Origin of the sequence: Ktedonobacter robiniae (assembly GCF_016587375.1) — a bacterium.
Lineage (GTDB): Bacteria > Chloroflexota > Ktedonobacteria > Ktedonobacterales > Ktedonobacteraceae > Ktedonobacter > Ktedonobacter robiniae.
In genome coordinates this window covers 643,352-667,007 of record NZ_BNJG01000001.1, presented here as the reverse complement: position 1 = coordinate 667,007, position 23,656 = coordinate 643,352, and the positions used below count along the sequence as shown (strand labels likewise).

Below are 23,656 nucleotides of genomic sequence, written 5' to 3'. Positions count from 1 at the left end.
AGTGTATCTGTAGAAATAGAAATATATGGTGTATTTGATTTTTTTAGTGTAACATACCTCTGCCGCAGAGAAAAGCCATGGGGGCGAGATCACGCGTGATCTCGCCCCCATGGCTGTAACTGTTTACTCGCTGGTTATTCCAGCATGAGACGTCGAATCTCGATAATCTGGTCGCGGAGCTGGCCGGCCTTCTCGAATTCGAGCTGCTTGGCGGCTGAGCGCATCTGGGATTCGAGGTCTTTGATCAGGCGCAGGGCCTCGTCTTTGGGGATGCCTGCGACGGCGGTTGCGGTCTTGCCGTCGGCCCCTGCCTCGGGACCAGCCATGGCCTTAAGACGCTCGGAGAGGGTTTTGACCTCTTTCTTGATGCCGCGTGGAGTGATGTTGTGCTGCTCATTATATCCCTCCTGGATCTTGCGGCGGCGGTTGGTCTCGTCGATGGCGCGCTGCATCGAACGTGTCACGTTGTCGGCGTACATGATGACGCTGCCCTCGACGTGGCGGGCGGCGCGACCCACGGTCTGGATAAGCGAGCCCTCTGAGCGCAGGAATCCCTCTTTATCGGCGTCCAGGATGGCGACCAGGGAGACCTCGGGCAGGTCCAGGCCCTCGCGCAGGAGGTTGATGCCAACCACGACATCGTAGACGCCCAAGCGCAGGTCGCGCAGGATTTCGACGCGCTCAATGGTGTCGATCTCAGAGTGCAGGTAGTGGACCTTGATGCTTAGCTCCTGCATGTAGTCGGCGAGGTCCTCGGCCATCTTCTTGGTGAGGGTCGTGACCAGGGCGCGCTGCCCCTTCTCGACGCGTATACGAATCTCGGCGATCAGGTCATCGATCTGCCCACGTGTGGGGCGAACGGTGATCTCTGGATCGATCAGGCCGGTCGGGCGAATGATCTGCTCCACAATGGCCTGGCTATGCTCATACTCGTAAGGGCCGGGTGTGGCGGAGACGAAGATGGCCTGCTTGAGCTTGTGTTCAAACTCTGGGAAGGTCAGGGGGCGGTTATCCAGGGCCGAGGGGAGGCGGAAACCGTAGTCGACCAGGACCTGTTTACGCGAGCGGTCGCCCGCGAACATGCCGCGCACCTGGGGTAGAGAGATATGTGACTCATCGACCACCAGCAGGAAGTTCTCGGGCAGGTAGTCGAGCAGGGTCCAGGGCTGTTCGCCAGCGGCCCGGCCCGCCAGGTGACGTGAGTAGTTCTCGACGCCTGAGCAGATGCCGGTCTCGCGCAGCATCTCGATATCGAAGTTGGTGCGCTGTTTCAAGCGAGCATGCTCCAGCAGCTTGCCCTCGGACTCCAGTTCCTCCAGGCGCTGCTCCAACTCCTCTTCAATCAGAGAGATGGACTTATTGAGGCGCTCCTGGGTCGTGACCCAGTGCTTGGCGGGATAGATATCGAGGCGCGTGCGCTGTCCCAGGACCTCGCCGGTCAGGGGATCGATCTCGGTCATGCGCTCGATCTCGTCGCCAAAGAACTCCACGCGTACGGCCACGTCTTCATAGGCCGGGAAGATCTCTAGCACATCTCCGCGCACGCGGAAGCGCCCACGTACGAAGTTGGCGTCGTTGCGCTCATACTGGATAGAGTTCAGGTGGCGCAGAATTTTATCGCGGCGGCGCTCCTCACCTACCTTGAGGGTCAGCACCACCTCACCATATTCCTCGGGGCTGCCCAGGCCATAGATGCAGGAGACCGAGGCTACAATCAAGACGTCGCGACGCTCAAAGAGGCTGCGTGTGGCGGAGAGGCGTAGCTTCTCGATCTCCTCATTGAGCATGCTTTCTTTTTCAACGTAGGTATCGGTACGGGCGATATAGGCCTCTGGCTGATAGTAGTCATAGTAGGAGACGAAATACTCGACGGCGTTATTGGGGAAGAACTCTTTATACTCGCTATAGAGCTGAGCGGCAAGTGTCTTATTGGGTGCGAGCACGAGGGTTGGCTTCTGCACCTGTTCGATCACCTTGGCCACGGTATAAGTTTTACCGCTGCCAGTGACGCCAAGCAAGGTCTGAAATCTCTGATTATTGCGAATGCCCTCGGCAAGTTCTGCAATCGCCTGGGGCTGATCACCGGTCGGTTCAAAAGGTGATTCAACTTTAAAATCTGGCATAGCGCGGCATCCCCACTGGATCTATGTTGTAGAATATTTTTTCGAAACTCAGCTCATTATACCACGAATTGCAGCGCCTGGGTATAGCCTGGATAGATACACTACATGGGACAGAGGCACGCCTCTGTCCCATGTAGTGTATCTATTGATGGCTCACTGAGTGAGTGAGCCAATGCAGGTTCTATTGGCTAACGTATGTTGATATTCACGCCACCCAGACCAGCATTACCGGAAACCGGGGTTGCCCAGACCAACATTGCCGAAGCGGTTAAAGCCGACGTTGCCGAGACCAGCATTACCGAAGCGGTTGAGGCCGACGTTGCCGAGACCAGCATTACCGAAGCGGTTGAAGCCAACGTTACCGAGGCCAGCATTGCCAATGCCCAAGCGGTTGAAGCCAGCGTTACCGAGGCCAACATTACCGAAGCGGTTGAAGCCAACATTACCGAGGCCAGCATTGCCAATGCCCAAGCGGTTGAAGCCGACGTTGCCCAGACCAGCGTTGCCGAAGCGGTTGAAACCGACGTTACCGAGACCGACGTTACCGAGACCAGCATTGCCAATGCCCAAGCGGTTGAAACCGACATTACCGAGACCGACGTTACCGAGACCGACGTTACCGAGACCAGCATTGCCTATGCCAGGATTGTTGAAGCCGAAGCGAATATTGATGTTAGGATTGTTGGCGGCGTTAGCCAAGCCAGCGTTGCCGAAGCGGTTGAAGCCGATATTGATGTTAGGATTGTTGGCGGCGTTGCCGAGTCCAGCATTAGCCAAGCCAGCGTTGCCGAGTCCAGCATTAGCTAAGCCGGCATTGCCAAGTCCAGCGTTGCCGAAGCCGTTGAATCCGATATTGATCTCGCCGGGACCACCCTGAACGTGGTGCTGAACCTTGTTGACCCTGGCGGTTGCGATGCTTGAGGCATGGGCAGAAGGAGCCTGCCCAAGGACCGTGTAAAACGAGATCAGGCACCCTAGTACAAACGCATATGCGCTCATCCTGATGAACGGAATTTTCATGGTGCATTCCTTTCTCTGATTTCTGATAAGGCTAATGCTGTTTTAAGTTGGACTCTCTACTGCTTCATGGCTTTGTAGGGTCCAGATTAGCCTGAGCGTCTAATATCCAAGCAAGCTTGGCCCTACAACGTAGTCGTTTATCTATGTCTCTGTCTATATATAAAGCAGTCAACAAACTGAAGAGAACATGAAACCGGGCGCAGAAAATCTACATTTTTGAACTGATTTTCGCGGGTTGTCCGTGATACTAACAGAGAATTGCAAAGAGTACGTGTGCTCTTATTAAGAGTTATATAACAGGTAAAAACAAGGGAGAAGCAGACGCGAGGAGCGCCTGACATGGCGACGAATGCGGCTTCATTGTGGAGGCATGTAAGTTCATGAATACATTGAATATATTCTATAAAAGGGCTGGCACGTGGCGGCCCATCTTCAATTGGCGCCGCTCAGGAAGTGCTCTGATGGCGCTTATTGGACTGATGCTCCTGATCTTCCCCCTGGCGGCGTGTGACCCGAGCACTGCCGTCCAGTTCTCGGATTTGCAGCTTAATATTCCGCCTGATGCGCTGAAGGCGCCTGTGGTCAGGCCTGTTCCCGATAGTCAGAAACTGCATGTTGGGGTGACGCTCAAGATGAACCAGGACTGGCTCAAGAAGATGGAGGGGACCAAGATTGAGCCAGGGAAGCCCTCGCACCTGGAGGATTTCGCGAAGAAGGTAGGCATCGATGATCAGACCTATCAGAAGTTCAAGGATTTCTTCTCGCCTCAGGGCATTGCTTTAAAGCTGAACAAACTGCATACCTACCTGACCTTCGACGCTAAGGCCAGCACGCTGGCAAAGCTCTTGCAAACTAAATTTGTAGTGCGCAAGTATAACGGGCGCGAGTTCTATGGCCCGGAGACGGCCCCTAAGGTCCCGGCCTTTATGACCAGCTCCATCGAGTCGGTCACGGGTCTTGACAACTATAGTTCCAAGCCCGTGCACACTCTGCAAGGCCTCACACAACAGACAAACTCGAAGCAGCAAGCGACAAGCTCACACCAGCTACTGACCTCCGGGCAGACACTCTCCACGCAGCAGGCCAGCACGCCACAGCAGGATTGCTCGCCACCTGACCAGACGCTCTTCCCCAAGGATGTCGCGGGCGCCTATGGCTTTGATCGCATGTGGAACAAGGGTTGGAATGGGCAGAATATGACGGTCAACCTGGTCGAGATCGATGGCTCCTACCGGGATGATATTCAGAACTACTTTGATTGTATTCAATTTAAGGGCCATCTCTCGGTCGTCAACGTCGATAGCGCCCCGCAGGATGCCCTGGGCGAGTCTACGCTCGATGTGCAGATGGCAGCGGGCCTGGCGCGCTCGGTCAACATCAAGCTCTATCAGACCGATGGTAACGCCGATGATAATGTCTGGGGGCGCGTTAATGACATGTTGCAGCGCATCCTCGACGACAACACCAATGGTGCCAATAGCGGCAGCGTTGTCAGCATCAGCCTGGGCGCGCCCGAGAACGAGGTCTCCCAGGACGATGTGCGCGCGCTCGATAGCACCTTGCAGCAGTTGACGCGCGTGGAGCATATGAGCGTCTTCGTTGCCAGTGGTGACTGTGGTGCCTTCGGTAGTCGTCAGTATGGCAAGCTGGCGGTCAGCTATCCTGGCAGTGACCCCTGGATTACCTCGGTGGGTGGCACCATCCTCCAGGTTAACCAGAATCGCCAGCGTAACCAGGAGGTTGTCTGGTCCGATAACTCGGGGAATAGCTGTAAAAACCAGTGGGGCAGCGGTGGTGGCAATAGCATCCTCTTCAAGCAGCCGAGCTGGCAGAACGCTCCTGGTACCAAGAATCAATATAGCCGGGGGATGCGCCAGGTGCCGGATGTCTCGGCGGCGGCCTATGGCCTGGCAGTCTACTTTAAGGGCCAGTGGGGCGCCGTTGGCGGCACAAGCGCGGCAGCACCCATCTGGGCAACCGGCATGGCGCTAGTTAACCAGGGCAAGATGCAGCAGCGCCATAGCTTCTCCTATGGCCCGCAGACCTTCTACCAGGCGGATAAAGGGCAGGCCTACTTTGATATCACCCAGGGCAATAACCTGTACTATCGCGCCTCGCAGGGCTGGGACTTCGCCACCGGCCTTGGCACGCCCAACCTGGACGCCTTCTACAGCGCCGCCCCCTAAGAAGGGTCTGTATTGAAAGAGGAAAGAGGAGTGCTGGCAATGCAGCAAAACCGCATTGCCAGCACTCCTCTTTCCTCTTTAGACACCAAATTGTAAGCAAGATCACAGCGCCTGGGGCCAAATATGCTACACTACGTAGCAGAAGGCAGGATTATTCGATTAAGATATATGGATGTCTATTTGATGGCTTCAGACACGTTCTATGATATAGAGCTATCTATGCCTGGTAGATTGCGTTGAAGATGGGCGGGGGACTGGGACCAGGAAACTTGCTTTTTCAGAGAGTGAGGAGAAGAGACGTGCAACCCCGCTATTGCCCCAATTGCGGCGCCGAGGTATCGGCAGCCAGTAGATATTGTCCGCGTTGTAACTTTGATATGTTCTCGCGGCAAGATGCGCCGGGCGCGAATGTTCAGGCTATGGACCGCTCCACGCCACTACCAGTCTCGCCCATGCCTCCACAGACGCCATTCCCTCAGCAAGGACCGATAAGCCAGCCCGGCTTCGCGCCCCAGGGACCAGTGAGCCAGCCCGGCTTTGGGCCTCAAGGTGCGCCTCCGACCTCTGAGCCTGCCTGGGCCTACCAGCCGGGGTCGACTCCGATGCCGCCTTCGCAGCCGAAGCGCCGGGGTGGCATTGGGCGCACCTTGTTGATTATCCTCCCGTTGCTGGCCTTTGTGGGCGCGGGCAGCTACCTGGCCTATGCGCTTCTCGTGCAGAATGCCACACAGCCTCAGATCGCCTCGCAAACGCTGAGTACCACCGTGAAGTACGCGGGCGTGGATGTGACGCTTACCAGGCTAGAACAGGCGCAACGCTTTGTCGATGATCCGCATTCGGCGGGCGATGGCATGTTGCGTGTCCATCTCCTGGCCGACAACAAGACGAACGTGCCCGTCAACATGGTCTATAGCAATATCGCGCGGCTGGTGCTGCCCGGCGGCAAGGTCGTCCAGCCGACGTATGTCAATGGTAACGCGGGCCTGGCTGCGGGGAAGTCCCATAGCGATTGGGTCGATTTCGCCGTTGCCAGCGGGACCAATACGGGGCAAATCGCGCTGCGCCTGGGGGGCACGAACGAGGCCCAGATGGATGTTTCCCTTGGCTCGAACTCTGGTGTTAGCATCTATCAGCCACAAACCACGCAAATCGGCAAGGCTCTGGACTCCAAAGAATCCTTCTATGGTCTCGACTGGACGCTGGATAGCGCGACAACGCAGTGGAGCATCGATGGCAAGCAGGCCAGCAAAGGGATGCGCTACGTAACGGTAACGCTTAAGGTGAATAGCACCCTGGAGCAGACGGCCATTCCCGGCTCGGCCTTCGACTACGCCACCCTGGCGGCTGGTAGCACGACCGCCAAGCCTGCTCTGACGACGCTGCCCGTCTCCTTTGATAAAGAGACACAGGAGACCAGTGGTACGATCACCTTCCTCGTGCCCCAGGATCAGAAACATCTCACACTTACGCTCCACGCCCCCGCCGATAGCGGCTTTACCGATGCTACCATCGCATTCGACGTGAAATAAAGGGAGTGTGGTAGAGGCTGGCGCAGCCAGCCTCTACCACACTCCCTTTATCCCTTAAATACTCTATTCAAGGATGTAGCTGCCCGAGAGAGCCTGACGGAGAGCTGCCTTCTGCTCTTCGTCGATTGACTCCAGGGATTTTTCTTTAACCGGGCCATTCCAGACAGATATGGGGCTGGTCGTCTGGGCTACAAACTCGTCGATCATGATCTCTTCTAGGAAGGGCGTCTTCGGGGCTGCGGGCAGAGCGGGTAGCTCCTCCTCCGCTGCGACCTCTTCCTCTACCTGTTGTGGGACCACGTTGTACTCGGCAAGTGATACCTCTTCGACCTTGGCCTCAGCCTCGGTCTCCTCGATGGTTACCACGGGTGCGAAGGTCGAGCTGCTGGCCTCGGCGATGATACCATCGACACTCAGGGCGAAGCGCTGCCCATTGATATCGAGATAAATGCCCTGGCCTTCTCGCAGTTCAGTGAGTTGACGACGTAATTCCTGATTCTCCGCCTCCAACTCTCCCATCAACTGCTGCTGCTGCTTCACTGCCTGCAAAAGATGCTCAAAACCACCCATAAAAAACTCCTTCAAAACATGCTTACAAATAGCAGACACACAACTTCCCTGTCCTATACATAGAACGAAGGCTGCTTACCTTTTTAGAAGAGCTATGAGGAGCACGTTCCTGGTCTCGCTGTTGCGGTCTTACAGCTTTGTGCCAGAGCGCGTCTCTGTGTATCGCTATCGGTCAAAACATGAAACGTTTACTTTGTCCCCCCTGTCTGGTATTGAGACGTGTCAATTAGGGGAGGAGTAACACTTATTTATGATTGGGCTAGAAATTGGTATGTCTAAGTATGTGAGTATAGACATGTATAAAATATGCTTATTTTTAATGCCAGCAATATGGCATATTTTGCTATGTCGATCTCGCACGAGATGATGTACAATGTTATATGTGTTCTGGCGAACCGCATCTTCACTGAAACGCTAATATATGCTAACGTAATGAAGATAAGTTGGATATTGTTTGGACACAAAGCAAACATGTTGCTACATGTAAGGCTGCGCCATTTCATGGTACAATGGAGCAGCCACAATGTATGTGGATATACTTCCTAGCGAAAAACTGAGCGCGGAGCGCTAGCCACGCGAGTGGGGTTGTTTTTTGTATGAGAAGGTAGTTTTCTGACTTAATGACGAGTACAGAGGTAACGAAGAAAATGACTGATCGTATTCGAGAAATTTTAAGCTGGTATAACAGCGAGAATCCCGGTGTGCGCACCAATCTCGCGCGCATGCTCAATCATGGCCGCCTGGGTGGCACGGGCAAGATGGTCATTCTTCCAGTTGACCAGGGTTTCGAGCATGGTCCCGCGCGTAGTTTCGCGCCCAATCCCGCGGGTTATGATCCCCGCTATCACTTCCAACTGGCGATTGAGGCTGGTTGTAATGCCTATGCCGCGCCCCTGGGCTTCCTGGAGGCTGGTGCCTCGGAATACGCGGGCGAGATTCCCTTGATCCTCAAATGTAACAACCACGACGTATTGAACGATGAGCGCGATCCTATTTCGGCGGTGACCGCGGGCGTCGAGGATGCGTTGCGCCTGGGTTGTGTCGCGGTTGGCTTCACTATCTATCCTGGATCCTCCGAGCGCACGATCATGTATGAGCAGTTGCGCGATCTGGCCGCTGAGGCCAAGGCGGCCGGCCTGGCCGTGGTGGTCTGGTCCTATCCCCGTGGTAGCAGCATCAGCAAAGAGGGCGAGACCGCCGTTGATGTCGTGACCTATGCCGCGCAGATCGCGGCACAACTGGGTGCGGACATCATCAAGGTGAAGCTGCCTAGCGCGAAGGTGGAGCTGGCCGAGGCTCAGAAGGTCTACCAGAAATATGAGATTCCAATCTCGACCCTGACCGAGCGCGTGAAGCACGTGATTCAGAGCTCCTTCGATGGGCGCCGCATCGTGATCTTCTCCGGTGGCGCGACCGCTGGTGATGACCAGGTCTTCAACGAAGTGCGCGCCATTCGCGATGGTGGCGGTTTTGGCTCAATCATGGGCCGCAACTCCTTCCAGCGCAAGAAGGAAGACGCCCTCAAGTTCCTGGGCACGATCATGGGCATTTACGAAGGCTCCATCCAGTAGGGACAGCTCGACGCTACTAAAGTACCGCGTCTATATATGACCATTATATGTAGACGCGTACTTTAGTAGCGTTGCCCCTTCCAGAAGACACTATAAAAGGCGTCTCCCATTCTAATGGGGGACGCCTTTGCTTCAGGCCCTCTTAGTGATACATTACACGCTGTACTCTTGACCTGAAGCGATATTAGCAGTAGGCACCAGCAGGACACCTTGTGCCCGGGCCGCCCCAACCATACGCGCCAGTCCCGCCACCTTGACCGCCCCAACCGCCGCTAGTCCCACCCCAACTGCTGCCTTGACCGCCCCAACCGCCGCCAGTCCCACCCCAACTGCTACCGCCATTCCAACCAGTGTTGCCGCCCCAACTGCTGCCGCCATTCCAACCAGTGTTGCCACCATTCCAACCGCCGCCAGTCCCACCCCAACTGCTGCCGCCCCAGCCACCACCCTGGCTGCCCCAGCCACCGCCAGTACTTTGACCACCACCATAGCCGCCCCAGCCACCACCCTGGCTGCCCCAGCCACCGCCAGTACTTTGACCACCACCATAGCCACCCCAACCACCACCGGTGCCACTACCAGGACCACCCCAGCCACCACCACCGGTGCCACTGCCAGGGCCACCACTGCCACCACCAGTGCCACTGCCAGGGACATTGACTGGGATACTGGTGCCACCGTACATGCCGCCTGGTCCCCAGGCGATTGTCTGGTTATGGGTCACAATCTTTGCCGGTACGCTTGCCTTGACACTGGCCGCTGATGCGGAAAAGGTTGTGCCAAGGAGCAATAGGAGCGCGCATAGCCCGCTAAAAGTAACGAAGCACACCGCCTTTGTGGAAAGACGCCAAAATCTCATCGAGTTCCTCCGTTGCATGTAATGTATAAAACTTTCTAGGCATGTTTTATACGTAAAACTACTGATGAACTTTTTGTGCGAAGCACTACAATAGCCTCTTTCACCGGCTACTTTTTTAGTTATATGGTTCGTGACAAACGCGAGAAAACTAGCCTGACCACAGCAAAATAAGTCAGTGTATCGCTGGAACCAGCCTCGTTCAAGGCATACAAAAGGCGTCCCCATTCGAATGGGGACGCCTTTTGTATGCCTGTTTATTTTAGAGCTCGACTATTTGCAAGAGGATACGATTATTCGGCTTGACATTCTGTGGGTCTATTTTGAACGAACCAAGGGGCTTGCCATCTGATGCACGTAGAATCTGGATGATGTTCCCTGGCAGACTGAGATAGACCTGGTTATCATCAGCCACAGGAGGGAACTCAACAGTGCCCGAGTCGTGAAAGGCATAGGTCCAGCGCGGCTTGCCGGTCGCGGGATCTAGCACCACCAGGGTTGACCCGGCCTGTTTCCCGCCATCCTGTATAAAGTAGACCCCTTCTTTGGTAATAAAGGGGTATGGGTTCTGTATTGGTTCCTGATACTGCCAGCGTAAGCTGCCATCCCTGGACGAGACGGCATAGATGCTTTTATAGGGCGTCCCCACAGAATTAGGAGGTGTCTCCAGGTATAGAACTCCATCGACCAACGTGGTTGTTGTTGCCCAATCAATCGATGAGGACTTCCAGAGCTGCTTGCCGCTGTGGGCATCATAACCCAGGATGACGCTCTTCGATTCGGGAATATGCCCCGGATTTTGCCAGTTCAGATGCTGTATGACACATAATATATCGTCACTGAGAAATCCCTGGTCCAGAGTCGCATAGGAAATGGAGGCATCATATACCTCTTTCTGCTGCCAGATGAACTGCCCGTCCTGGACACTTAGGGCGAAGCGCAGGCCGCTGTGATTTTCAGGAGTATTTACGGCTCCATAGACCGCTGTATCCGAGGCCCCGAAGAGGCTGACCGTGGATGGCAGCGTTTTTGTTCTGGCGGCCGGACCCAGAATATGCTCCCACCTGGAGGTGCCATGTATGATATCGAGTGCGGTGACTTCCAGGTTCGTGCCTTTGATGAACGGGAGAGCGACCATATTCCCGGAGGCGGCGATAGGCCCTATTCCATAGGTATCATGTTGCCAGCGTAGCTTGCCATTAGCGATGTCGAGTGCGTACAGCACCACCTGCTGGCCGTCAAACCCCCAGGCATAATAGGTGCTATCAATAGCCATGCCAGCGATATAAGGCCCATTGAAGGTGGCAAGCCCGGGCTGTCCAGGGGGGGCCTGAAATTGCCAGAGGGGGCGGTGCGTCTGCATATCCAGGCGATAGAGCGTCTGGTTGACGCGGACAAACATGGCTGTCTGGTGATGTCCCTGCCCCGCTGGGTTGCCAGTCTGCCGGGCTTGCTGGAAGAGGAACATTGTACTCCCGATGAGCAGGGCGACGACGATGACGGCGGCCATAACGCTCAATACCCGCCCGAGCGGACGAGTGTTTTTCTGTTGCGTCGATTTGCCCCTCCCTGTTATCGGCAGAACCTGGGGAGTTTGCTGTCCCGCCTGGAGCCTCTGGAGATTTGTGCGCTGCGCGGCAAATCGCTGCCAGACACGTTGCAGGGCCTCATCCTGCTCGGGTGGCGCGAAATAGGCCTGTACGTCGTGTACGCTTGCCTGGGCATAGCGGTCGGATTCCTGCCCATTGGCTGACCTGCCCGCGAGGTAGGCGTCGATCTGTTTGTCAACGGTCTGTGGGTGAAAGCTGGTATGCTTGTCCTGCTTGTTCACTCTCTCCCTCCATCCTTCTGTTTGTATAGGTCGCGCAAGGCGTTCAGGGTGCGTGAAAGCATGGTTCGCACGGCTCCTTCGCGCTTATGCAGTATTTTGGCAATATCGGTGCAGCGTAATCCAAGCGTGAAGCGCAATTGGAGCACCTCTTGCTGGATTGTTGAGAGGTTCTGAATAGAACCATGTAAGTTCGCGTATGTTTCGTGGCGCAAGATTAGCTGTTCTGGTTGTTCCCAGCGAGAGCCAAGCGTTTCCTCGGCCTTCTCCAGACGATGGACGGGGTGTCTACGCGTGCGCCGATGAAAATCGATGACGCGGTTGCGGGTAACGGTTCCCAGCCAGGCGCGTCGCTCGTCCTCGTCCATCTTTGCCAGGCGTGCTTCGTGTTCCAGCGCGGCGAGAAAGACTTCGAGTAGCAGGTCTTCCGCGTCCTCCTGCGTGGGCGCATGCCGCCGCAGATAGGCCAGCAGTTTTGGTGCACATTCACGGTAGAGCTGAGCACACAGCGAGGCGTCTCCCCAGAGGGGAAGCGGGATGGGAACATCCATGTTTCCTTTATGTAGCAACTTCTTTTCCTTGTTAGTATTTGTCTCTTGAGATATCTCAACCAGTGCAACGTCAGAGTGGGCAAAACGTTACATGCTTGCCTGTCCTACTCTTACCTTTTTCTCCTTCTGTAATGTATCCTGAGAATGAATAAACCTGCATGTGCAAAGAGAGGATAGTTGTATGCCAGTTACACGGAAGTTTGGCGTGGAGGATCTCTGGTCGCTACGCACGCTGGGGCAGGTCGCAGTCTCGCCCGATGGCAGGCGCGTGGCCTTTGAGATGCACTACGCGGAGCGCGAGGCGGATACGCTGCGAAGCACGCTCTATCTCTTGTATCTTGATGAGCAGGGGCAGCCTGAGGGCGAGCCACGCCAGTTGACCCGGAGCGCGAAGAGCGAGTCTTTCCCGGCCTGGGCGCCTGATAGCCGGCGCCTGCTCTTTCTCTCGGATCGTGAGGGGGAGCAGAACCAGCTCTGGCTGATTGATACCGATGGCGGGGAGGCACGCAAGCTCACCACAATGTTGCATGGCGTCAACGAGGCCACCTGGTCGCCCGATGGGCGTTGGATCGCCTTTACCGCCTCCGTTGAGCTGGAGGACGAGGACGACCTGCTTGTCGGCCTCAAGAGTTTCTCCGAGTCCGAGCGTAAGAAGCGTGATGAGGAGCGGCGCTACCGCCTGCGCGTCATTAATGATCCCGACTATCGCAGTGATGGGCGAGGCTACTACGACACACAGGCGCACCTCTTTGTCATGCCCGCCCCTGGCGAGAATGGTGCGGTAGATCCGGCGCAGATTCGCCGCCTGACGCGTGGACGTTACGAGCACGCTCAGCCCGCCTGGACGCCTGATAGCCAGGAGATCGGCGTCTTGAGCAACCGGCGCGAGGATCGCTTTATGGGCATCTGGGTCCGCGATCTGTGGGCGATTGATCCCGCAAGCGGCGAGGAGCGCTGCCTGACCGAGGGGAAGCTGGCCATTGAGTCTTTTGCCTGGTCCCCAGACGGCCAGATGGCGATGGTCGTGGCGGACCAGGATGAGCGAATCGCGCGCAGCCTGGCCCGGCTCTACCTCGTGACGCGCCGGGGAAATGTTGGCGACCGTACGCTGCTGCTGACTCCCGACCTGGACCTGGCAACCTCGGCCTGGGTTGGCGGCCACTTCGGCATGCCTGGCCCCTACAAGCCCCAGTGGAGCCACGATGGGCAGGCCATCTATTTTATCGCCTCCGAGCGTGGGCAGGCACATGTCTACCGCCTGGAGGTCGTCTGGCGCACGTTGAAGAAGCTGACGAGCGAGAGCATTACATATTATCTGCACCTTTTGCCGGGGGAGCGTGGCCTGCTGGTGGCGCAGGAGCAGGCGCAGCATCCCTGTGAGTTCTATCACCTGCCCCTGGAGGGTGAGGGCGAGCCAGAGCGTCTGACCAGGCTCTATGACGGTCTCATGCGCGACCTGGCCTGGCCGAGAGTCGAGAAATTCAGCTACGAGGGCGCGGAGGGCGAGGAGACCGATGGCTGGCTGGTCTATCCCATCGGGGCGAAAGAGGGGGTACGCTACCCGCTGCTAGTGCAGATCCATGGTGGTCCTCACTGGGGCTATGGCGATGGGCGTAGTCCCTATGACGCCTATCTCGCGGCGCGGGGCTATGCTGTCTTCTATTGCAATCCTCATGGCAGCACCGGGTATGGCGAGGCCTTCCTGCGCAGCGTCCTGGGTGACTGGGGGGGCAAGGATTTCGAGGATATCATGCGCGGTGTGGATGTCTGCATCGAGCGGGGTGTGGCCGATCCCGAGCGTCTTGTGGTCACGGGCTATAGCTATGGCGGCTACATGACCATGTATACCATCGGGCATACCGAGCGCTTCAAGGCGGCGGTACCGCGCGCGGGCATCTCCAACCTGGCCAGCTTCGTCGGTACTTCAGATATTGGTCCCTGGATGACCTATGAGTCCAAAGGTTTCCCCTGGGACGAGGAGCGCTCCGCCTATTACTATGAGCGCTCGCCGCTCAACGCCGCTGCCCGTGTCACCACACCCACGCGCTTCATCCATCCCGAGAACGACCTGCGCTGCCCCATCGAGCAATCGGAGCAGTTCTACATGGCGCTCAAACTCATGGGCAAGGTCCCCGTCGACCTGGTGCGCGTTCCCGGCGCCTGGCACGGTGGCATCCCCAAACCCAGCCAGTCCATGGCCATGCGCGAGCATATGCTCGCCTGGTTCGAGCGCTATATCCAGATCCGCCCCGAGGAGTATGAGGGATAAGGGTGTGTGCGGGTGGGCTAGCGAAGCCAGCCTACCCGCACACACCCTTACTCCAGCTATAGTATGCAAGTAGCGGGTGAGCTTGCCATGTGGTGGCGAACGGGTTATACTGCTTTAGGCGAAGATGAAGGGATGCGGTGCTATGGATGAAGGTAATAAGAGATCGCACAAAGAGAAACTGACGCCAGGACTGAACGGCGAAAGCGAGCTGGCAAAATTTATCAAGATTCTTACTCCCAACGATCCCCTGCTCAAAGAGCTAATGCTTGAAGAGACAACGCCCTTTGCTCATAACCCATTTTTTACAGGGCGTGCGAGTGCTCTCAAAGAGATGCATAGCCGTTTGCGCTCCAAAGATACAGATATGCTGGCCCTGTGTGGCCCGGCAGGGGTGGGTAAGACGCAGCTCACGCAGGAATATGCCAATCACTACAAAAACGAGTATAAGGACATCCTCTGGCTCAACGCTCGCAATCGCTCAACCTTCTTTTCTTCATGTAACCTGATCGCCTTCGAGGCTGATATCACAAGTTATGAGGATAAGAACCAGTCTGCGCTCATAAAAGACCTGCGCGCCTGGCTGGAGAAGCAGCACGATTGGCTGTTGATCGCCGATGATATCACAGACCTGGAGCTGTTGCGGGAGCTGCTGCCCGCCAAAATCCAGGGGCACATTCTGCTTACGACGCGAGAGCCATTGTCTGAAGACGTAGCAAGCACATTGGCAGTGGAGCCTCTCACCCCGGAGAATGGAGCCTTGCTGCTGCTACGTCACGCCTCCCGTATCGTCCTGGGGGACCCGCTGGGAAAGGCTTTGCCTGAGGATCGCGAGCTGGAAGCACGCCCTGGAGCTATTTGAGCAACAGGGGACGTCTGATCAGCTTCCAGCCGTGGGAGCGCTAGGGAACCTGGCGCTCACCTACAAGTACCAGGGACGCCTAGACGAGGCCGAGTCACTCTACCTCAAATCGCTTGAGATGATCACATCGCTTGTGCCGCCCGATGACTCAAACCTGCTGGCTGGTCGTTATAACCTGGCAAACCTGTACGCGGCCCAGGGGCGTTATGAGGAGGCCGAGCTACTGATGAAGCAGTGTTATGAGGCCTCTAGCCGTCGCTACGGTGCTAACAGTGCCCAGCTTGATAAGATGCGCGGCAACCTTGGCATGGTCTACAACCTTCTCGGGCGCTACGAGGAAGCTGAGAAGCTCCTGAAGCAGACGCTGACCAACTATGAGAAGCGCCTGGGCATGGACCACCCCGAGACAATCGAATTGATGGGGAAGTACATGGATGTCATCTCCCATCTCTCTCAGGAGGAGGCCCAAACCAGAGCCTCGCGCCCTCTCTCCTTCAAGCAAGGCGGCAAGCATTCCGGCAAGGCCCACCGCAAAAAGAAACACAGGTAATATTATTGGGGGAGTTGGGAGAGGGTGCTGAAGCGGGACTTGGCCTGGTCGAAGTGGAGGGTGACCTCGCCGAGGGGGCCGTTGCGCTGCTTGGCGATGATGATATCGGCCTTGCCACGGCGTGTGGTGTCGGGAGTATAGATCTCATCGCGGTAGATGAACATCACCACGTCGGCGTCGTTCTCGATGCCGCCGCTCTCGCGCAGGTCCGAGAGGATGGGTACTTTGGATTGGCGTGCCTCCAGGGCGCGTGAGAGCTGGGCCAGGGCCAGCACAGGCACATTCAGCTCGCGCGCCATGGCCTTGAGTTGACGGCTAATGGTCGCGACCTCCTGCTGGCGGTTCTCGAAGCCCTTCTTCTCTCCGGTGCTCACGAGTTGCAGGTAGTCTACGATGATCATCTCGATACCATACTCAGCGACCCAGCGCCGGGCGCGGCTACGCATCTGGGCCAGCGTGATGCCCGGAGTATCGTCTATGCGAATGCCATGCTCGCCCAGGTCCGAGAGCCTGCCAATGCTGGCGACAAGCGGCTCCCAGTGCTGATCTTCAAAATCGCCTGTGCGCAACCTTTGTTGCTGAATGCCGGAGTCCAGGGCCACAAAGTGCTGAGCCAGTTGCTCCTGGTTCATCTCCAGGCTGAAGATGCCAACGCGTCTTTTATTGCGTATGGTCGCGTTATAGGCCAGATTGATGGCAAAGGCCGTTTTACCGATGCTTGTGCGTGCAGCGAGGATGCAGAGATCGGAGCGCTGAAAACCACCAAGCGGGCAATCAAGCTCATCATAGCCCGTAGGGATACCAGTGATATTGCCATTGTTCTCAAAGCGCTTTTCGAGAGTGTCCATATATTGGCGCATAAGTGTGCTAAAGCCAATATCTGTGGCCTGCATCAGCAGATGCTCCTGGCTAATCGCAAAGATGTTGCGCCCCCACCCAACAACGTAACTTGAATTCCTGGTTTGGATCGATTATAATGCATGAGGTTTGAGAAGCATCAATATGGTAGGGCAAGCGAGAGATATATGGAAGATAGTAGTATGGGCAAGGCGCATAATAATGGCCAAATACAAGGACAGATTCTTAACGGGCAGAACCATCACATTACCCAGCACTATTATGCGGCGGCAGGCTCCTCCTCGTCACCTGAGCGGGTCTGGAATGTGCCCTACCAGCGCAACCCCTACTTTACGGGCCGCGAAGACCTGCTGAGCAGTCTCCATGAGCAGCTACATGCCAAGCGAGGTATGGCGCTCTCGCAGGCCATCAGTGGGCTGGGTGGCGTGGGCAAGACGCAATTGGCCGTGGAGTATGCCTATTGCTACCGAGAGGAGTACAGCTATATCCTCTGGGTGCGCGCCGAGAGCGAGGAGAGCCTCGTTGCTTCCTATATTACCCTCGCCCATGAGTTGAACTTGCCGCAGAAGGATGAGCGAGACCAGAGCCAGGCCCTTGAAGCCGTCAAGCGCTGGCTGCGCAATAGTGGCGGCTGGCTGCTCATCTTCGATAACGCCGATGAACCCGGCTTTCTCCCTGCGTATGTCCCTACTTCCCCCAGGGGATACTGTCTCTATACCACCCGCGCCTCCACCCTCGGTTGCCTGGCTCGCAGCCTGGATGTCGAGAGCTTCACTCCTGAGCAGGGCGCCCTCTTCCTCCTTCGCCGCGCTCAGCTCCTCGCCGTTGACTCCTCTCTGGAACAAGCGCCTGACCAGGAAAGAGAATTAGCCCTCCAGATGACCCGCGAGTTTGGCGGTCTCCCCCTGGTGCTGGACCAGGCAGGAGCGTATATTGAGGAAACGCAGACGACGTTTGGCGTTTACTGGCAGATGTACCAGCAGCGGCACGCCGAGCTGTTGAAGCGCCGGGGCTTCTCGACAGATTATCCTGAGTCGGTGGCGACGACCTGGTCGCAGTCTTTTGAACGCGTCGAGCAGCAGAACCAGGACGCCGCCGAGTTGCTGAGGCTCTGTGCCCTTCTCGCGCCCGACGCCATTCCCGAGGACCTGTTGCTTGCGATAGGCACAGAGCTTGGGCGTCCGCTTGCTTCCATTGTCTCTCGTCCGCAGCGCTTTAACGAGGCCATTGGCGTGCTTATGCGCTACTCCTTTGTGAAGCGTGACCAGGAACATTTTCTGTTATCGATGCATCGCCTGGTACAGATTGTCTTGCGTGAGGGACTTGGAGAGGAAGAAGCGCGGACGGGAGAGGAGTCATTCTCCTCGCGCCTCCTACGCCGTCGTAGCTCTCGTGCCAGCCAGAAGAAGCGCGTGCTGCAAGCAGCCCGTGCTGTCCTGCCTCAATCAGACTTCGAATATTGGGCGACCTATGAACTATGGCTGCCTCACATACTGGTGTGCGTTGACTGGCCGGAGCAGGAGCGGATAGCATTGGAGGAGAGCGCCTCTCTCCTCCAGAAGCTATGCTACTATCTGCGAGAGAGAGGGCGTTACACAGAGGCAGCTTCAGCCGCGCGGCGGGCATTGACGATTCGAGAGCAAGAGCTAGGAGAAGGGCATCGCCTAACGGGGATAAGCCTGAATGAACTAGGTTCGATCTATCAGGAGCAGGGAAAGTACGCCGAAGCCGAACCACTGCTCAAGCAAGGCCTGGCGATCCTGCAGCGCAAAGCCGGGAGTGAGGACCCCTCAACACTGGCGGGCTTGAATAACCTGGCTATCCTTTACCATAGCGTGGGGCAGTTTGATCTGGTGGAGGCCTTGTATGAGCAGGTCCTGGACGCACGTGAGCGCAAGCTAGGTGCCTGGCATCCTGATACGGCAGGGAGCCTGAACAACCTGGGAATGTTCTATCATAATCAGGGGAGGCACGAAGAGGCGGAGCCATTGCTGAAGCGCGCGCTGGAGATTCTCCAGCAGGCGTATGGCGAGTGGCATCCCGATACGGCCGCAAGCTTGAATAACCTGGCATCCCTCTACTATGCTCAAGGCAGGCGTAAAGAGGCTATGGACGTGCTATTGCAATCCATTAGCATCAAAGAGGGGAGCCTAGGCTCCCAGCACCCCTCAACGGCCATCAGCCAGCTCGGCCTGGCGAAGTTCTACCAGGATGTGGGCCGATACGCCGAAGCCAAAGCCATCTATGACCAGGCCTTGCCGATCTGTGAACGCTCATTCTCTCCAGAGCACCTACAGTTGAGGCTAGCCCGCATAAACTACAGTGCCCTGCGCCACATGATGTCTGGTGCCAGGTTTGCCTATGCCCCCCGCAATGGCTCTGCCCCCAAGAAAAAGAAGCCTCACCAGCGCCGCAAACGCTAAACACGGGTCGAACTTTTGGTGTATTGGTGCGTTTATATAAATGTTAGTAGATGCAAAAGCAGAAGAAAAGGAGCATATGACTATGGACCCGATCTCGACCGTGGAGGCCGCGCTCACGGCGGGCGCAGTGGCAAGCGCACAACCCCTGGCAGGCCAGGCGCTCAAAGACGTCTACCAGGGCCTCAAAGCCCTTATCGTGCGCCGCTATGGCGACAAGCCTAAAGTGCAGGAGACGCTCAAGGAGCACGAGGAAGATCCCGAAACCTACGCCAAACCCCTCCAGAAGGCCCTGCGCACCGCCCAGGTCGAGAACGACGACGAGATCCTCGAAGCCGCCCAGTACCTCATGACGCTGGTCCAGCAACAACAGGTTGGCACCAATAATTACAACATCCAGAATAGCGGCACCGTCCAGGGCCAGATTATTGGCGGCACGGGCCACAAAATCGACATGAGCTTCGGAGAACTGCCCAGGAAATAGGGAAGGCACGACTAGCCACATGGATGATGGCAGCACATATAACATAGAGAACGACGGCCTGATGCAAGGCTCGATCTTTGGTGGGCGCAATCACAACATTACCCAAAACTTCTACCCATCTGATAGTAAGTCCACGCCACCGGAGCGCGCCTGGAATGTGCCCTACCAGCGCAACTCCTACTTTACAGGCCGCGAGGACCTGCTGGCTTGCCTGCATGAGCAACTGCACGCAGGCCAGGACATCGCGCTCTCGCAGGCCATCAGCGGGCTGGGCGGCGTGGGCAAGACGCAACTGGCGGTCGAGTATGCCTACCGCTACCGTCAGGAATACCGCTACATCCTCTGGGCGCGTGCCGAGAGCGAGGAGAGCCTCATCTCCTCCTACGTTGCCCTCGCCCACCTGCTCAACCTGCCCCAGAAGGACGCCCAGGACCAGCACATCAGCGTCCAGGCTCTCAAGCACTGGCTACAAAATAATGGCGGCTGGCTGCTTATCCTCGACAATGCCGACGAGCCCAAGGTTCTCTCACCCTACATCCCCGCATCGCCCCAGGGCCACTGCCTCTACACTACGCGCGCCTCCACCCTGGGTCGCCTGGCCCACTGCCTGCCTGTCGAGAGCTTCCCTGACGAGCAAGGCGCCCTCTTCCTCCTGCGCCGCGCCCAGCTCCTCGCGCCTGATGCTCCGCTGGAACAAGCGCCTGAGCATGAGCGAGAGCTAGCCCTGCAAATCACAAGGGCGCTTGGCGGCCTGCCTTTAGCCCTCGACCAGGCTGGCGCGTATATCGAAGAAGTGCAAACGACGCTAAGTGCTTATTGGCAAATATATCAGCAGCGACGCAGTGAACTGCTCAAGCGCCGTGGCCTCTCTGTTGATTACCCCGAGTCGGTAGCGACAACCTGGTCGCTGTCATTTGAGCAGGTTGAGCAGCTAAATCCTGCTGCCGCCGAGTTGCTGCGTTTCTGTGCCTTTCTTGCTCCGGACGACATTCCTGAAGAGTTGTTGCTCAAGATTGGTTCTCGCCTGGGGCCCCCACTTGCTTCGCTGGTCTCGCAGCCAGTGCGCTTCAACGAGGCCATTGGTGTGCTGATGCGCTACTCCTTTGTGAAGCGCGACCAGGCACATTCTCTGTTATCGATGCACCGCCTGGTGCAGATCATACTGCGTGAGGGGCCTGGGGGAGAAGTATCCCTTTCCTCGCGCCTCCTGCGCCACCGTGTCTCACCTGTCAGCCAGGACAAACACTGGATGAAGCGCATTATTCAAGGCGTGTATGTCTTTCTGCCACGACCATATTTTCCATACTGGACGCTCTATGAGCGCTGGCTGCCACATATACTGGTGTGTACTGACTGGTTGAAGCAAGGGAAAATCGAAACACTAGAAGTCGCGATTGTGCTCAATAACGCAGGTATGTACTTAAAAGAACGAGGACGGTATAAGGAAGCAGAGCCGTTGTATAAGCGAGCGCTGGCAATCACCGAGAAGAAGTTGGGAGCAAAGAATCCTAATACGGCAGTACTCTTGAACAACATTGCAGTTCTTTATATGAGGCAGGGAAAGTATAGAGAAGCAGAGCCGTTGTATAAGCAGGTGTTGGCAATTTATGAAAAGGAGTTAGGAGTAGAGCATCCAGAAATAGCCGTGAGCTTGCACAATCTTGCGAACCTTTACAAGGACCAGGGAAGGTATGAGGAAGCGGAGGCATCGTATAAGCGAGCGTTAGCGATCTGGGAAAAGACGTTAGGAAACAACGACCATTACACGGCGGTGGGCCTGAATGACCTAGGGGGGCTCTATAAGGACCAAGGAAAGTATGTAGAAGCGGAGTCGTTGTTGCAGCAGGCGTTAGCGATCCGAGAAAAGGAGTTAGGAGCGGAGCATCCAGATACAGCGTGTACCCTGAACAACCTGGGCGTGCTCTACAAAGGCCAAGGAAGGTATGAGGAAGCGGAGTCGCTGTTGCAGCAGGCTTTAGCGATCCGAGAAAAGGAGTTAGGAGCGGAGCATCCAGATACAGCAGAAATTCTATATCATCTAGCGCTACTTTACCAGGATCAGGGAAAGTACGAGAACGCAGAGCCCTTGTATGAGCGAGCTTTGACGATCTGGGAGCGTGAGTTAGGGACTGAGCATCCTCATACACGAACAGCGCGAGCAAGCTATGTCGCGCTACTCCTTGCTATGCGGCAGAATGCAACATCTGAACAAGCATTGCCCCGCGAGAAGCTGCGTGGCAAGCAGAAAAAGAAGGTCCGCCAGCGCGAGAACCGCAAGCGGTAGCCCTCATATCATGCATGCCACAGAAGTAGCCGCGTACGCAAGTAGCGGGGCCCGCTACTTGCGTACGCGGCTACTTCTGGTCTTTGTTTCGTTTATTTCACGCCTTTGACCTGGTAGATGACGGCGGTACCGAGGGCGAAGTAGATGACGGTGACGGCGAAGAGTGTCGTATAGCCAAGGTGGTTGGGGGTGTTGTGTAGGAGTTGGAGCAGTATGCCGCCGATGGCGATGCCCACAACCTGTGGCAGGATGCCCATGGCGGACCAGATACCGAGGAACTTGCCCGCCTCGTCGGTGGGTGGCAGGGCGTCGGCGACCAGCGCCCAGTCGACGCTGGAGTAGGCACCATAGCCGATGCCGAAGAAGAGGGCGGCGATCAGGGAGATGTTGGTGGATTGGAAGAAGATGAAGAGGATGCAGACCAGCGTCATCATCGCGCCCGAGAGGTAGACCAGGCCCTTGCGTCCCCAGCGGTCGGAGGCCCAGCCCGCCAACAGGGAGGTTGGCAGCGAGGCGATAAGCAGGACGGGGAGGAACTGCCCGCCGATAAACTGCTCGCCCGAGACATGCAGGACGTCGTCGGCATAGTATTGCAGGAAGTAGAAGATGGTCCAAATGCCCATCTGCACGAGCAGGCGTGCCAGCAGGACCCAGGAGAGATCGGGATACTGTGAGGGCTTGAAGAAGAACTTGCGCATGAAGGGACCAAAGCTGAACTGCTGCCGCGCCTCCAGTGGTGGCGGCGTCTCCTTGACGGTCAGGATGGTGTAGGCCACCACGATGATCTGCACCACGGCAATGAGCAGAAAGATCCAGACGATCTCATTCTTATAGACATCCAGGGTGTCGCGCTTATTGATGATCAGGCCCGCGACGACGGAGCCGATGGCGGTCCCCAGCAGGAGGCAGAGGCCGTTGATACCCGCCGTCAGGCCGCGCTGTTTGACCGGGACCTTGTCGGCGATGATGGCGCTCCAGGGCGAGTTGGCGAAGTTATTGCTGGCCTGGAGCAGTAGGAAGAGTATGGCGAAGGCGGGGAGTAGCAGACCGGGATTCAGATAGGGCGCGAAGGCGAAGGCGACCAGGGCCAGGATATTGAAAATAGTGCCAATGAGCATAAAGGGGCGGCGGCGTCCCATGCGGAAGGTCGCGTAGTCCGAGATGGCCCCTACCAGCGGGTTAACGACCACGGCGGCCAGTGTTCCCCACGCCACGACCAGCGTCAGATTGATATCCTTCTGCGCCGGATCGAGCAGCTTGGCGACCATGCTGGGAATGATAACGGAGATAATGGCGTTCCAATGGAACTGGTTCGCGAGCCAGAAGACATTGATGTTGATCTGCTCCAGGAGCGAGACGGGACGCGGCTCGGTCGCCAACATCGGCGACGTGGCATCACTGCCAGACTGTTCAGATATCTCCATGTTTAGATATCCCCTTAAATGTGCTTTAGAGAGATAACGATAAATAGACTGTGTTGGCTATTATACTCAGCCATGTTGAGGACTGACAAGGGTCATTTTTAGGAGGTGTCTGATTAGGTCAAGTAAAGTGGCCATCTCGAGCGGCAGTGATCCGCGAGGACCAGATTAGGACGCCCTTGGACCGATTTCGGCCCGTGAAGCAAAACGATTTACACATTTCCGCTTTTCCTTCCTCTGTGAGAATGCTGCTTTAGTACCTTTTAGAATGCATTTG

At 56.6% G+C, this 23,656-nt stretch carries 17 protein-coding genes; 9 read left to right on the top strand and 8 right to left on the bottom strand.

What is annotated here, in order from left to right; genetic code table 11:
* Positions 1-134: 134 nt before the first annotated feature.
* Positions 135-2,123, bottom strand: coding sequence for an excinuclease ABC subunit UvrB (uvrB, locus tag JMJ04_RS02670; protein WP_201369019.1), 1,989 nt, complete (start codon positions 2,121-2,123; stop codon positions 135-137).
* A gap of 225 nt (positions 2,124-2,348) precedes the next feature.
* Complete coding sequence (locus tag JMJ04_RS02665) at positions 2,349-3,143, bottom strand: hypothetical protein (protein WP_201369018.1); 795 nt, start codon at positions 3,141-3,143, stop codon at positions 2,349-2,351.
* Between the two features lie 461 nt (positions 3,144-3,604).
* Between JMJ04_RS02665 and JMJ04_RS02660 the strand changes: the two genes are divergently transcribed.
* Both JMJ04_RS02660 and JMJ04_RS02655 read left to right on the top strand, forming a co-directional pair.
* On the top strand, positions 3,605-5,329 hold the full coding sequence (locus JMJ04_RS02660; protein ID WP_201369017.1) for a S53 family peptidase: 1,725 nt from the start codon (positions 3,605-3,607) through the stop codon (positions 5,327-5,329).
* Between the two features lie 299 nt (positions 5,330-5,628).
* Positions 5,629-6,858 (top strand): zinc ribbon domain-containing protein, encoded by a 1,230-nt coding sequence (locus tag JMJ04_RS02655; protein ID WP_201369016.1) that lies wholly within the window; start codon positions 5,629-5,631, stop codon positions 6,856-6,858.
* A gap of 63 nt (positions 6,859-6,921) precedes the next feature.
* Here JMJ04_RS02655 and JMJ04_RS02650 read toward each other — a convergent pair whose 3' ends face one another.
* The gene (locus JMJ04_RS02650) at positions 6,922-7,428 is read right to left on the bottom strand and encodes a hypothetical protein (RefSeq protein ID WP_201369015.1); all 507 of its coding nucleotides are present in this window, start codon (positions 7,426-7,428) and stop codon (positions 6,922-6,924) included.
* A gap of 647 nt (positions 7,429-8,075) precedes the next feature.
* Here JMJ04_RS02650 and JMJ04_RS02645 point away from each other — a divergent pair.
* Positions 8,076-8,999: a class I fructose-bisphosphate aldolase gene (locus JMJ04_RS02645; RefSeq protein ID WP_201369014.1), complete on the top strand. Its 924-nt coding sequence runs from the start codon at positions 8,076-8,078 to the stop codon at positions 8,997-8,999.
* A 184-nt stretch (positions 9,000-9,183) separates the two neighbouring features.
* Here the strand turns inward: JMJ04_RS02645 and JMJ04_RS02640 are convergent, their stop codons facing one another.
* The 3 genes from JMJ04_RS02640 to JMJ04_RS02630 all read right to left on the bottom strand — a co-directional run bounded on the left by JMJ04_RS02640 (position 9,184) and on the right by JMJ04_RS02630 (position 12,252).
* A complete protein-coding gene (locus JMJ04_RS02640; RefSeq protein WP_201369013.1) occupies positions 9,184-9,858 on the bottom strand; it encodes a hypothetical protein in 675 nt (224 codons plus the stop codon).
* Positions 9,859-10,117: 259 nt separating this feature from the next.
* Complete coding sequence (locus tag JMJ04_RS02635; RefSeq protein WP_201369012.1) at positions 10,118-11,686, bottom strand: outer membrane protein assembly factor BamB family protein; 1,569 nt, start codon at positions 11,684-11,686, stop codon at positions 10,118-10,120.
* Positions 11,683-12,252 carry an RNA polymerase sigma factor gene (locus tag JMJ04_RS02630; protein ID WP_201369011.1) on the bottom strand — a complete coding sequence of 190 codons (570 nt, stop codon included), beginning with the start codon at positions 12,250-12,252 and terminating at the stop codon, positions 11,683-11,685. Before JMJ04_RS02630 ends, JMJ04_RS02635 begins: the two co-directional genes overlap by 4 nt.
* Before the next feature lie 163 nt (positions 12,253-12,415).
* Here JMJ04_RS02630 and JMJ04_RS02625 point away from each other — a divergent pair, with 163 nt between their 5' ends.
* The 3 genes from JMJ04_RS02625 (at position 12,416) to JMJ04_RS02615 (ending at position 15,912) form a co-directional block, all read left to right on the top strand.
* Entirely contained in the window at positions 12,416-14,503 is a 2,088-nt protein-coding gene (locus JMJ04_RS02625; protein ID WP_201369010.1) for a S9 family peptidase, read from the top strand.
* Between the two features lie 142 nt (positions 14,504-14,645).
* Positions 14,646-15,362 (top strand): NB-ARC domain-containing protein, encoded by a 717-nt coding sequence (locus tag JMJ04_RS02620; RefSeq protein ID WP_201369009.1) that lies wholly within the window; start codon positions 14,646-14,648, stop codon positions 15,360-15,362.
* Positions 15,363-15,393: 31 nt separating this feature from the next.
* Positions 15,394-15,912, top strand: a complete 519-nt coding sequence (locus JMJ04_RS02615) for a tetratricopeptide repeat protein (protein ID WP_201369008.1) — start codon at positions 15,394-15,396, stop codon at positions 15,910-15,912.
* Positions 15,913-15,914: 2 nt separating this feature from the next.
* Here the strand turns inward: JMJ04_RS02615 and JMJ04_RS02610 are convergent, their stop codons facing one another.
* Entirely contained in the window at positions 15,915-16,805 is an 891-nt protein-coding gene (locus JMJ04_RS02610) for a replicative DNA helicase (protein ID WP_201369007.1), read from the bottom strand.
* Positions 16,806-16,937: 132 nt separating this feature from the next.
* On the opposite strand from JMJ04_RS02610, the gene fxsT reads away from it, so the two are divergent.
* The 3 genes from fxsT (at position 16,938) to JMJ04_RS02595 (ending at position 21,958) form a co-directional block, all read left to right on the top strand.
* The gene (gene fxsT / locus JMJ04_RS02605) at positions 16,938-19,193 is read left to right on the top strand and encodes an FxSxx-COOH system tetratricopeptide repeat protein (RefSeq protein WP_201369006.1); all 2,256 of its coding nucleotides are present in this window, start codon (positions 16,938-16,940) and stop codon (positions 19,191-19,193) included.
* 76 nt (positions 19,194-19,269) lie between these two features.
* On the top strand, positions 19,270-19,674 hold the full coding sequence (locus JMJ04_RS02600) for a hypothetical protein (RefSeq protein ID WP_201369005.1): 405 nt from the start codon (positions 19,270-19,272) through the stop codon (positions 19,672-19,674).
* A gap of 19 nt (positions 19,675-19,693) precedes the next feature.
* Positions 19,694-21,958, top strand: coding sequence for a tetratricopeptide repeat protein (locus tag JMJ04_RS02595; RefSeq protein ID WP_201369004.1), 2,265 nt, complete (start codon positions 19,694-19,696; stop codon positions 21,956-21,958).
* A 92-nt stretch (positions 21,959-22,050) separates the two neighbouring features.
* Here JMJ04_RS02595 and JMJ04_RS02590 read toward each other — a convergent pair whose 3' ends face one another.
* Positions 22,051-23,382: an MFS transporter gene (locus JMJ04_RS02590; protein ID WP_201369003.1), complete on the bottom strand. Its 1,332-nt coding sequence runs from the start codon at positions 23,380-23,382 to the stop codon at positions 22,051-22,053.
* Between the last annotated feature and the right edge of the window lie 274 nt (positions 23,383-23,656).

Excerpts from the sequence above, each read along its gene's own strand:
- uvrB (WP_201369019.1), bottom strand. The coding sequence starts at position 2,123 with ATGCCAGATTTTAAAGTTGAATCACCTTTTGAACCGACCGGTGATCAG.
- JMJ04_RS02665 (WP_201369018.1), bottom strand. The coding sequence starts at position 3,143 with ATGAAAATTCCGTTCATCAGGATGAGCGCATATGCGTTTGTACTAGGG.
- JMJ04_RS02660 (WP_201369017.1), top strand. The coding sequence starts at position 3,605 with ATGGCGCTTATTGGACTGATGCTCCTGATCTTCCCCCTGGCGGCGTGT.
- JMJ04_RS02650 (WP_201369015.1), bottom strand. The coding sequence starts at position 7,428 with ATGGGTGGTTTTGAGCATCTTTTGCAGGCAGTGAAGCAGCAGCAGCAG.
- JMJ04_RS02645 (WP_201369014.1), top strand. The coding sequence starts at position 8,076 with ATGACTGATCGTATTCGAGAAATTTTAAGCTGGTATAACAGCGAGAAT.
- JMJ04_RS02640 (WP_201369013.1), bottom strand. The coding sequence starts at position 9,858 with ATGAGATTTTGGCGTCTTTCCACAAAGGCGGTGTGCTTCGTTACTTTT.
- JMJ04_RS02625 (WP_201369010.1), top strand. The coding sequence starts at position 12,416 with ATGCCAGTTACACGGAAGTTTGGCGTGGAGGATCTCTGGTCGCTACGC.
- JMJ04_RS02620 (WP_201369009.1), top strand. The coding sequence starts at position 14,646 with ATGGATGAAGGTAATAAGAGATCGCACAAAGAGAAACTGACGCCAGGA.
- JMJ04_RS02610 (WP_201369007.1), bottom strand. The coding sequence starts at position 16,805 with ATGCAGGCCACAGATATTGGCTTTAGCACACTTATGCGCCAATATATG.
- fxsT (WP_201369006.1), top strand. The coding sequence starts at position 16,938 with ATGGAAGATAGTAGTATGGGCAAGGCGCATAATAATGGCCAAATACAA.
- JMJ04_RS02600 (WP_201369005.1), top strand. The coding sequence starts at position 19,270 with ATGACTATGGACCCGATCTCGACCGTGGAGGCCGCGCTCACGGCGGGC.
- JMJ04_RS02595 (WP_201369004.1), top strand. The coding sequence starts at position 19,694 with ATGGATGATGGCAGCACATATAACATAGAGAACGACGGCCTGATGCAA.
- JMJ04_RS02590 (WP_201369003.1), bottom strand. The coding sequence starts at position 23,382 with ATGGAGATATCTGAACAGTCTGGCAGTGATGCCACGTCGCCGATGTTG.